An 11,036-nucleotide genomic window follows, 5' to 3' on the forward strand; every position below is an offset into this window, starting at 1 on the left:
TGAGAGGATATCTGAAAAGTTTTTTTATACTGAATTTTGCCCCCCTAGCCCCCCAACTTTGGGGGGAATAAGAGTCAATTTGCTTCTAAAAGTCCCCCAAAATTGGGGGATTTAGGGGGCTTGGATGTAGCAAATGAGACTTCTCAGACAACCTCTGAGAATTAAGAATTGATAATTGATAATTGAGAATGATTAAGGCTGAATGGTTAAGACAGAAGTCAGAAGTCAGAAGTCAGAAGGCAGAAGTCAGAAGGCAGAAGTCAGAAGGCAGAAGTCAGAAGGCAGAAGTCAGAATTATAAATTTCCAATTCCCAATTCTACATTCTTAATTCTACATTCTTAATTCAGCGGACATCAGCTCTGCTATCAGTTTGTTTCGTCGTCCCTTTAGAACTTAATAGACTTCGCGGCAGTTGTCGGGAACAGGAAACAGTGGACAATAATTGAGGTAAACACTATCATAAAAATACTTTTGCAAGAGGTATCTGTTAATTAATCTTCACAGAAAAGGTACCCTTAAGGGTACTACCAAGCCAGATTATTCTCTAATAAGATACAAATGTATCGATTGAAATCAGTAATGAAACTCGCTGCTCACCAAATGTCTGGTATTTCTGCCGAAATTGATGCCTATCTCAAAGCCCACCATGAAATTGGGTGGTTCTCAGGGGCGGTTATCGTACTCAAGGCAGGTAAAACCATGTTTACCAGGGGGTATGGCATGGCTAGCCTAGAGTACCAGCTACCCAATACCCCCCAGACTAGATTTCGGTTGGGGTCGGTGACAAAGCAGTTTACTGCTGCTGCGATTCTACAACTCCAGGATCTGGGGTTGGTTGATGTACACGCTCCTGTTTCTACCTACTTGCCAGATTATCCCCATGGGAATCGCATCACCTTGCATCACCTCCTAACCCATACGGCGGGCATTCCTAACCTAACTAGTTTTCAGGATAAAACCCAATGGATGGCAAAACCTACGACCCTTGAGGAGTTGATTGCCCGCTTCCAAGACCTCCCCTTGGAATTTGAGCCGGGAAAAGAGTTTCGCTACAGCAATTCAGGCTATGTTCTGCTGACCCAGGTGATTGAAACCGTATCGGGTCAGTCCTATGGCAATTATCTAAAAGAGCATTTGCTCCAGCCTTTGGGGATGGAGAACACAGGTTACGAGTATCCTTTGGCGGTGATTGATGGCTTGGCAAATGGTTATCAGTTCACTGATGACGGCTATCTCAAGGCAGAGTATATTAATATGTTCGTGCCACAGGGAGCCGGAGGACTATATTCCACGTTGGAGGATCTGGCTCGATGGAATCAGTTTTTGTTTGACCATGGGGTGGGAGATGAAACGATCTTAAGGGATAAGGCGATCGCTACTATGACCTCTCCCTTAGTACCGATGAATCCTGACGAAACTCCCCATCTGTTCTATGGCTATGGATTGGTAATAAACAAACAGCCCAAGCATCAGCGCATTGGTCATGGTGGGAGAATTAACGGCTTTGTGACTAATCTGGAATACTACCCAGACCAGGATGTGAGTGTTGCTGTGCTCAGTAATGTACAAACCGCCAATATAGAGCAAATTTCCCAGGATTTGGCAGCAATTGTGTTTGGGGAACCCTACTCCAAACCCACAGTTTCTGAGGTAGATCCGTCTGTATACGAGGGCTATATTGGAACTTATCAGGTTGCTCCTGAGTTCCAGGTAACTATAACCACCCAAGCCAATCAATTGCGGATTCAGGGAACAGGGCAGTCTATCTTTAACCTTTATCCTACCTCCGAAACTGAGTTTTTTACATGGGTCATTGATTTGCGAGTTGTCTTTAACCAAGGCTCAGACGGCACGGTGGAAAGCGTGACGCTGCTGCAAAACGGGCAGGAAACCGTTGCTCCTAGGGTAGATTGAGATTAAAGAGTTTTAATGTAATCTTCTAGATCAATCCCTGTAGTCCATAGTGGCTAAAGTTTGAGGTTTTCCATGAATGCGATCGCACCATTACAAACTACCGCGTTCAGCTTCGCTGCGCCAAAGGCGATCGCTTTCTTATTTTCAATCTATTCAGATTCTACTATGGATGAAACTGGTTGTTAAGGATTTTCGTGCGAATGAGGAAACAATGTATTATAAAATGAACTATACATTTCTGAAAATGCTATAGCTAAAATAACTTAACGTTAATCATTCTTAACAAAAAAGGTACCCTTAAGGGTACTGCGAAGCCAGGGAATTATCTGACATTCTATAAATATCTTGATTGAAATGAATCGCAGCAAGAGGTAAAACCCATGGCTTATAAAGCCTCTCATCCCTGTGTCTTCCAAGTTCCGATCAAAATTAGAAGTACCCATTAATCTCGACAAGGAAATGGAGCTCCAAGAGAATTAGCTGTTACTGTAACCAACGGTGTGTTCACTGTGGTAACTCATTTGAAAACTGCTAGAAAACCCTTCATTGATTAATAAATCCTAGACTCTATTTTAAGCTAGTTATTCTGCTCTAATCCCTCTGTAATATTAAAATTTATTATTCAATGGCTATTAATAATCGTTCAAACTGGCTAAGATCTGTAGGAATTAGTAAACTATTAATCAAATTTATTTATCTGGAAATAATACTACTAATCATTCTGGTTTTACTTGGGGTTTTATTACAGTTAAAACTTCCAATTATAGAGCAACAGTTTCCAGGACCAAAGATCTTATTAGAATACTTTGTTTATCTTATTGTTAAACTAGTCGTAGGAGTGTTAGGTTTAGTCTGGCTTTATCGATTACACGTTGATTTGAATAGGATTTATAGTTATTACCCAATCGAACCTGGACAAGTGCTAGCTCTATGCCTAATTCCCATATATAACATCTTTGGAATTTGGAGGATTTACTCGACTTTTGCAGAGTATTTAAATAAAGAAGAAAGTAGGGGTTTAAAAACTAGACTTTTAATTTTGTATATTGGTTATGTTTTTCAGCGAGGGTTTTCAAAAGCTTACCAAAACAATTATAGTGGAGATTATGCTTTTTATTTTTTAATCATCGGTAGTTTAGTAAGCCTATGCTTGTGTATAGTTTTTATGCAGATGATAAAAATGATGAGAGGTGTAGTAATTGCCAAATTCCGAGAGGATTTTTACCCCAATATCGAAAAAAGTTAATCCTATTATAAAGCAAAGCTTTTGGCAATTGTCGATGTACGGCGGTTTGCATAACTATCAGGTATACAGGATTGTTTTCCTTCTTCCCACTTCCGACTTCCCTCTTACCTGCTCCCGTCTTGATGCAGTCGCTCATGGGGGAAACCCCCAAGACCGCGCTGCATCGCTGCTCCCTGCTCCCTGCTCCCTAAAAACCCAGAACTTTGTACCTAACTGAATTGCAAACCGCTGTATATAGCATCAATTCTCAAGCTTCATATCGGCAAAGTGTTCCATCAGCATTCGATGGATAAAGATGTAGCCCCCTCCTACTTTTTGTAGGAAGATGCGATCAGCAGCATAGTCCAGGAAGCGGGCATAGTTCCAAGGGATGCAATTGTTACGGTAGAGGACAAGGCGGAGGCTGAAGTGTTGGATGCAGGCTAGACCACCACTCAACAGCCCGAACAACAGCCCGAACAACAGCCCTAACAACATCCCGAACAACATCCCTCTCATCAGCCCTAACAACATCCCTCCTATCAGCCCTTCCATCAGCCCGAACATCAGCGCTACCATCAGATATACAGTTATAGCATTACGAGCTGATTTCCAAATTCCTTGATTTGGACTTGTTTTTGTTTCAATTTCTGAACTCTCCAGCCCTTCCAACACCCCTCCCATCAGCCCGACCATCAGCCCGAACATCAGCCCGATCAACACCCCTCCCATCAGCCCTTCCGTCAGCCTGACCATCAGCCCTCCGAACACCCAGGCCGTTAGCCTGAACATCAGCCCTCCCATCAGCCCTCCGATCAGTCCTGCTATCAGCCCAAACATCAGCCCGAACATCAGCCGGTTAATCAAGATTTTTTTCCAATTAATATCAAGTATTTCAACTGTTTTGATTTCTTTCCTTGCTTCTTTATCCAGCCCGACCATCAGCCCTCCCGTCAGCCCGATTATCAGCCCTCCCGTCAGCCCGAACATCAGCCCGAACATCAGCTTGACCATCAACCCGACCATCAGCCCGACCATCAACCCGACCATCAGCCCGACCATCAGCCCGACCATCAGCCCGACCATCAGCCTATAAGTTTGTTTTTGATTTCTATTTATTAACCAAGATGGCTGCATTTTTTCAATTAAAAATACTGTTTGAGACTCCTTAACCATCCTCTGAGCCAGCCAAATTAGCCAGTGCTTTACTTGTGCTTTCTCGTATCTATGATTAGTCTTACGACGCTTAAAAATCTTCTCGATATATGCATCAAAGAGCTGCTTGCGCCGTTCCTCTACTACGTCAGTTCTGGGCAAATCCTCAACTGCTACTCCCTGATAAGCTAGAGTTATAATATTGAGCATTAAGGGCGACTGGGCTAACTCTTGTAATACTGTATCTTCTGCAATTAATGTCTTCAATCCTGTTAAATCAGCTCCGACACGATTCAAGTAATGACAAACTTGTTCTAAAGTCAGTAATCTTATATAAACTGCTTTCTGAAAATTCAGACGGTTGGATAGGGCTTGATAGTCTTTAATCCGACTACACACTACTAACTCGGCACCATAATCCTGCTTGAATTGGTTCAATGCTACGATACATTCGTCTCGATAGTCTGCCTTAACTTCATCCAAACCGTCAAACAATAGTAGTAGTCGCTGTTTCTTTACTAAAGTTTCTCGAATTTCCTTGGGAACGTCATATTTATTACCCAATTCCTCTACTAACCAATCGGCTATCGTCTGCCGTTCCTTTGCCCAAGAGGAGAGGTTAAAGACTACGGGAATTAGCTGATTAGTGTCTTGTTCAGCACGAGCGATTAAATCCCGGGCGAGTTCGAGTAAAGTTGTGGTTTTTCCTGACCCTGGTTCCCCTAAAATTAGTAGGGTTCTTCCTGTCCCAATTTGGTTAAAAACATCAATTACTTTAGTCCCTTCGGGGAGGAGTTGAGGTGAGTCGTCACCGATTTCGATAATTTCGCTCAAAGGATTAGTAATGACATCGGGTCTCTCTTCTAATCCCAACTCCATCAGTACCTGGTGATAGAGGGATTTTTCCAGAACGCCTTTGACCCAATAGTTCTTGACTTTAGTGAGTAATGCCTGACGGTTGCGGTATTCTTGGGGAGTTAATTGGGTTCCTGGAACAGATTGCTGCTGATTAAAAATCTTAAACAAGATGTTGTTAATCTGGCTGTTATTCCCTTCAATGGCTTGGTTGCTATTTCCCTGAATTGCCTGATTTTCATTTCCTTGAACCGCCTGATTTTCATCTCCTTGGATAGCCCGATTGTTATCACCTTGGAGAACTGACATATCCTCACCAACTTGAAAAGCTTCAACCTGATGCTCAGATGAATTCACATCAGGCTGTTGTGAGTCATAATTCTGATTAGGTGACTGGCTCATGAGTTAGTTCTACACACCTATAATGCGTGAAGCAGCAGCAGCACCGAACCAATCTGCCACTTTAAGAAGGATAGGCTTGGCTTTGTCCCAGAGCGTTTTACCTGCATCAACTTTTTTACCAGCTGTTTCGAGGGTTTCTGCTACACTTCCCAGGTTGGCGAGTGCCAATTCTTTTTTCGGTTCTTCCTTTTCTGTGGCTTTTTTGGCGGCACCAAGATACATGATTGCTTCTTCTTTGGTATCTTCTGGTAGCTCTGCCCCTCGTACTAATTTATCCAGCTCTACTAATAACTCAATAACCTGCTCTTTTGTTAGCGGTTCTTGGGTTGATGCAGTACCTTGACTTTGGGTTACTTGATTGTTGTCACCTTGAATACCTTGGTTATTTTTACCTTGAACACGTTGACTATTGTCACCTTGAATACCTTGACTATTGTCGCCTTGTAGGTTGTTGACCTTACCGCCTACGGAACCACCTACAGAAAATCCACCGGGATTGTTTGTCATAATACCTACCTGTTCAACTTGTGTGTTTGTCTAAGAGCTAGGATGCTGTAGTCGCTATATTGTTTATATTAATAAAGATTCAAAGACAAACTAGTACCTATCATTAGGAAAACTTCAGTCCTGAAAGGATATACTTCACTAATCTTTACCATCGCTTACTGGACATGGCAGTCTTTTTGATAATTTCAGCTGTTATTTCTTCCCCCATCACGAACATCTGGTAGAGGAGGAGGATGCGTTCGCGTAGCGTGGCCCAAAGGCCAATCGCAAAACTCCTGAACGGTTATCCCTGCTTCACTTCAGGTGCTGGAGCAGCTAATCCTAAATCACTTAACAAAAATTTAAACGTCATGCTTTCCCCGATCAGCTGAGAGCTGAGAGCTGATAGCTGATAGCTGATAGCTGATCAATTACCAACCAACTATCTGTACTCTTAAATTATCCTGAATCCTTATAGACAAATGAATTTAGCTGTAATCAAGTCCCGTCGGACATTGATAACCTTAACAGTTACAGTTGCCATTGTATTGATTTCACTCAAGGCAGCAAGTGCAATACCATTGTTTGGTGCCGGTGCATCATTTCCCCAACCCCTTTACCAGCGTTACTTTTCTCAATACCAACAAGAAACCAGCGTTAACGTAAATTACAGCACCATTGGCAGTGTTACTGGCATTGAGCAATTCATTAACGAGTCTGTTGATTTCGCTGGCACTGATATGCCCCCAACCGATGAGGAGAAAAGTCAGATGAAACGGGGTTTACAAATGGTGCCCACAGCCGGGGGAGCTGTGTCAGTGATTTACAATCTCCAAGGTGTAGTCTCCTCTGTCAGACTATCTCGGGAGACTCTAGGCAAAATCTTTACAGGTCAAATCGGCAATTGGAAGCAAGTTAACACTTACCTGCCCAGAAGAGTAATATCAAATTCGGTTGAATAACCATACTTCCGTCGTTAGGAGAGCAGAGAACTAGCGATTTAGCACGGTCTTGGGGAGGCAGTGCCTTCAGGCGGGGGTTCCCCCCATCAACAACTGCTATAGTTTCCAGCATGAGCGACAGCATCAAGACTGCCGAGGTACACAGGATTTTTTCCCTGATCCAAAGTTCCCTTTTCCCTACTCCCTACTCCCTACTCCCTGCTCCCTAAAACCTAGGTAGAGTTAGTCCCTGGTTCAATAGGTAAAGAGCATCAACCTCCCACCCTTGGACGGCATTTCAATTTGAAGGTTGTTGCCTTGCACATCCTTACCATTGAATTCGTATATAACGTCTGTGGCCCGGACGCTCCTTCTTATCACAGTAGGCTGGAAGTCAGGTAGCCAGACTCTTAGACCTTTGAGTACTTCTGGGGGTACCTGACTTTGGTCAATTTCTTCTTCAACCTGCTGAATTTCCCCAATGGCATTGACATCCACTTCAAAGCGGTTGCCCTGGGAGTTCTGACCACTCAGTCCATAGATTAGCTTGCCATCACCCCCAATCTCGATTGCTGCATCCGTGGGTGAGACACCAGCAGCAACAGTGGCCGCAGTGATAGCAGGAGCTGGCACTTCAGAGATAGAAATCTCCTGATATATCCCCCCAAAGCTTTGGGCAAATGCCTTGCCAGCTGGGAGACTAAGTGCAAGGAATGAAACCAGTGTCAAGCTAAATTTTCGCAGTAAACTCATCTCCATGTCACACCAAAAAAATGTTTCCTTTCTTGTAAAATAGCATTAAACTTGGCTTAGAGTTTTATAGTAAACTCTCTGATGAGATAAATTTGATTGCCCACTATTGATTGCCCACTTATAACGCCAGTAAAATTGGCGAAACTTTAGACTTGAAATAGTCGTCATATAAATTATATTGTTATGTAAGCTATCAGCTATCAGCTATCAGCTATCAGCTATCAGCTAATGAGGTGCTTTTGAATAAAACAAGTAAGCATTGGTTTAATCTCTGTTACATCAGCTGACGGTTCCATAGCGTGAGCTTTTAGCTGAAGGCTGACAGCTCACGGCTGACCGCTGAATGCTTACATTGTTATTGACGCGATGGACGAAGTCCCGCTTTCAGCGATCGCGTAATCTATAGGATTAAGAATACTAAAAATTGTAATACTAGAATAAATTAAGGATACATTAATGATTGGCTATCAAGTTTTTTGGCAAAAGGTTTTAACAGCAACAGCGGTAACCGTTACCGTTGGCTTTGGTTCTATCAGTGGTGCGATCGCTCAATCCCTGACTGGTGCGGGAGCTACATTTCCTGAACCTCTTTATCGGCGTTACTTTAGAGAATACCAAGAACAAACAACCGATGTAAAGCTCAAATACAGTGCCATTGGCAGTGGTGGTGGGATTAGACGATTTCTGAATCAGTCCGTTGACTTCGGAGCGAGCAATGTAATTCCAACTCCTGTAGAGAGAAACTCAATGAAACGGGGTTTGTTGATGGTACCAACGGCTGGAGGATCTTTGGCTGTGGTTTATAATCTTCAAGGAATAACCACCGATGTTAAGCTATCCCGAGAAACTCTAGGTAAAATCTTCACAGGTCAAATTTCTAATTGGAAGCAAGTTAACTCCCGCCTGCCAAACCGTAAGATTCAAGTAGTTGTCCACTCAGGTAGTAGCGGTACTAGCTTTATTTTTACTAAATATTTGAATGAAATTACTAATGGCAGAATCCGAGCCAGTAGAAAACCTAATTGGGGCTTTAAGGTCTTCTCTAGTGTTCCGGGAAATGGACCAGTAGCTAGCGAAGTTAAGCGAATTGACGGTGCCATTGGCTATGTACCAGCGAGTTATGCTAAACAGCTTAACCTACCAATGGCCAGGCTGGAAAACCAAGCTGGTCGCTACGTCAAGCCTACGGTTGATCAAGCGAATAAAGCCCTAGACAATGTGCAGTTCAATGATGACTTCACCATCGAAAATATAGATGACCCAGAAGAGGGATATCCAATTGTAGGTATAACTTGGCTGTTTGTCTACGAAAAGTATCCTAAAGCAGAACTAGCCCAAGGGGTTAAAGACCTGATAAATTGGATTCTGACTGACGGTCAAGACTTGAACGAAGATCTACAGTACACTCGGATACCGGAAGATGTTGCTAACCGAGCCATCGAAGCTGTGAATAACAACATCAGGGTTGTTCCATAGAAGGACAAAATTCAACTTATTTTTGTTGTGTGAGGAGATTTGTGAAAAAATTTTGCGGTGCATTACCACTGACACCGATAGTACTTGGTGTCCATTTGGTAACCATTACCCCCGCCATGGCTGAGAGCAAACTAGAAACCTTGACAGCAGATTGGTCAGATGTTAACCCCAACCCGAAATATCTAGCGCGAGAGTACTTAAAAACTCCCCCAAAAACTCCTCAGTTAACCGACCAATTCCACCATGAACTAGAGTTTAAGACTACTACGTCTATTCCCCATTCTGGGATATCGACAGCTAGCTTGACTAGTCTGGAGTCACCGCCAGACCTAGAGGTGGCAGACACTGTGAGTAATCCCTTTATGGGTCAGGTAGCACCGATTTCCAAACTATTAGACATCCCATCTACTCAGACTAACTCCAATAGTCTAGATAATAGTTTAGATAATAGTCCAGATAATAGTTTAGATATATCCCAAAACTTAGGTGTGACAGATCCGTTGAGTAATGGACCAATGGAGCGGGTAACACCAGTTTATGAACTGTCTGATGTCCAACCTACGGATTGGGCTTACGAAGCACTACAGTCTTTGTTGAAGCGCTATAGATGCCTGACTGGTTACGAGGATGACACCTATCGCGGTAACCGCGCCCTGACTCGCTACGAGTTTGCTTTTGGCTTGAATTTTTGCCTAAATCGGGTGAATGCCATGATTATTGGTAAAACAGCCAACTTGGTAACCGAAGCTGATTTAGCAGCAATGCAAAGGCTACAAGAAGAATTCAGTGATGAATTGGCTACTGTACAGGCTCGGGTGGATAACTTGGAAGGGCGAGTGACTTTCCTCGAAGACCATCAGTTTTCTACTACTACTATCTTGCGTGGGAGTGTAGATATTGCTCTAGCTACTGGCTTTGGGGGGAAAAAAGCAGTTCCTTCTGGTCAAAGCCCAACAGAAGATTTTGATGATACTAATACTCTGTTGGGAGGCCGGGCAATTCTCAACTTTGACACCAGTTTCACTGGTCGAGACCTTTTGCGCACTAGACTTCGGGCAGGGAATACCAGTAACTTTAGCACTGGTTTCACCGGCACAGCCATGACAAAGTTTGGTTTTGCCACTAATACCGGCAATGATGTTAAATTAAACCAGCTGTTCTATCGGTTTCCCCTAGGTAATAAAGGTCTGGTATCTATAACAGCAGCAGGTCAGGGAGCAAGTGCTTTGATTCCCACCCTCAATCCAGTATTTACCATTTCCAGTTTTGGATTCAATAATTACATCTACGACTTGGGTTTTGGCGCTGGTGCTGCAATATACTATCAATTCAATGACGTGATTGCTACTGGAGCAGCCTATTACACTGGTTCTGCCTCTAATTCAGACTTTGGACTGTTCAATGGTGCCTTTGGTGCTTTGGCTCAGGTGACCCTCACTCCCTCTGATCGTTTTGGTATGGCCTTGACCTATGTCCGGTACTACTCTCCTGAAACAGCCAACACTGCATCGTTTCTCGGTAGCGAATTCGCTCAATCTCCCTTTGGCTCAAATACAGCCACCTCATCAAATAGCTTGGGTGTATCGACTAGCTATCGATTTAGCGATCGCTTTACCCTAGGGGGTTGGGTTGGTTATAGCAATGCGATCGCAGAATCCTCACCCCGCAACAATGATTTCGATGGATCAACCGGATCAAAAGCAGATATTTGGAGCTGGGCAATTACCGCCGCTTTCCCAGACATCGGAAAACTAGGCAGCCAGTTGAATCTAATTGTTGGCATGCCTCCGAGACTAGCTAGTAATGATGTTGCTGGTCGTCGCGATCG

Annotated in this window: 12 protein-coding genes; 9 read left to right on the top strand and 3 right to left on the bottom strand. The window is 43.4% G+C overall.

Annotated features, from left to right (window positions below):
- Positions 1 to 188: 188 nt before the first annotated feature.
- From F6K57_RS30650 to F6K57_RS30670, 5 genes are all read left to right on the top strand, one after another.
- Positions 189 to 329 (top strand): hypothetical protein, encoded by a 141-nt coding sequence (locus F6K57_RS30650; protein ID WP_293071947.1) that lies wholly within the window; start codon positions 189 to 191, stop codon positions 327 to 329.
- 230 nt (positions 330 to 559) lie between these two features.
- Positions 560 to 1,915, top strand: coding sequence for a serine hydrolase (locus F6K57_RS30655; RefSeq protein ID WP_293071948.1), 1,356 nt, complete (start codon positions 560 to 562; stop codon positions 1,913 to 1,915).
- Positions 1,916 to 1,975: 60 nt separating this feature from the next.
- A complete protein-coding gene (locus tag F6K57_RS30660; protein ID WP_293071949.1) occupies positions 1,976 to 2,101 on the top strand; it encodes a hypothetical protein in 126 nt (41 codons plus the stop codon).
- Between the two features lie 439 nt (positions 2,102 to 2,540).
- A complete protein-coding gene (locus tag F6K57_RS30665; RefSeq protein WP_293071950.1) occupies positions 2,541 to 3,161 on the top strand; it encodes a hypothetical protein in 621 nt (206 codons plus the stop codon).
- Between the two features lie 34 nt (positions 3,162 to 3,195).
- Positions 3,196 to 3,378, top strand: a complete 183-nt coding sequence (locus F6K57_RS30670) for a hypothetical protein (RefSeq protein WP_293071951.1) — start codon at positions 3,196 to 3,198, stop codon at positions 3,376 to 3,378.
- 23 nt (positions 3,379 to 3,401) lie between these two features.
- On the opposite strand, the gene F6K57_RS30675 is transcribed toward F6K57_RS30670, so the two are convergent.
- Positions 3,402 to 5,552 (bottom strand): NACHT domain-containing protein, encoded by a 2,151-nt coding sequence (locus tag F6K57_RS30675; RefSeq protein ID WP_293071952.1) that lies wholly within the window; start codon positions 5,550 to 5,552, stop codon positions 3,402 to 3,404.
- Between the two features lie 9 nt (positions 5,553 to 5,561).
- Positions 5,562 to 6,059 carry a hypothetical protein gene (locus F6K57_RS30680; RefSeq protein WP_293071953.1) on the bottom strand — a complete coding sequence of 166 codons (498 nt, stop codon included), beginning with the start codon at positions 6,057 to 6,059 and terminating at the stop codon, positions 5,562 to 5,564.
- 461 nt (positions 6,060 to 6,520) lie between these two features.
- On the opposite strand from F6K57_RS30680, the gene F6K57_RS30685 reads away from it, so the two are divergent.
- Together F6K57_RS30685 and F6K57_RS30690 are read left to right on the top strand one after the other, a co-directional pair.
- Positions 6,521 to 7,000 (top strand): substrate-binding domain-containing protein, encoded by a 480-nt coding sequence (locus F6K57_RS30685; protein WP_293071954.1) that lies wholly within the window; start codon positions 6,521 to 6,523, stop codon positions 6,998 to 7,000.
- A gap of 49 nt (positions 7,001 to 7,049) precedes the next feature.
- The gene (locus F6K57_RS30690; protein ID WP_293020977.1) at positions 7,050 to 7,220 is read left to right on the top strand and encodes a hypothetical protein; all 171 of its coding nucleotides are present in this window, start codon (positions 7,050 to 7,052) and stop codon (positions 7,218 to 7,220) included.
- A gap of 14 nt (positions 7,221 to 7,234) precedes the next feature.
- On the opposite strand, the gene F6K57_RS30695 is transcribed toward F6K57_RS30690, so the two are convergent.
- Positions 7,235 to 7,732 (bottom strand): hypothetical protein, encoded by a 498-nt coding sequence (locus tag F6K57_RS30695; protein WP_293071955.1) that lies wholly within the window; start codon positions 7,730 to 7,732, stop codon positions 7,235 to 7,237.
- 456 nt (positions 7,733 to 8,188) lie between these two features.
- Between F6K57_RS30695 and pstS the strand changes: the two genes are divergently transcribed.
- A complete protein-coding gene (gene pstS / locus F6K57_RS30700; RefSeq protein WP_293071956.1) occupies positions 8,189 to 9,208 on the top strand; it encodes a phosphate ABC transporter substrate-binding protein PstS in 1,020 nt (339 codons plus the stop codon).
- Between the two features lie 29 nt (positions 9,209 to 9,237).
- Positions 9,238 to 11,036 (top strand): iron uptake porin (locus tag F6K57_RS30705; RefSeq protein WP_293071957.1); only part of this gene is annotated, 1,799 nt, incomplete at its 3' end.

It is taken from the genome of Moorena sp. SIO4A5, from assembly GCF_010672005.1.
Classification (GTDB): Bacteria; Cyanobacteriota; Cyanobacteriia; order Cyanobacteriales; family Coleofasciculaceae; genus Moorena.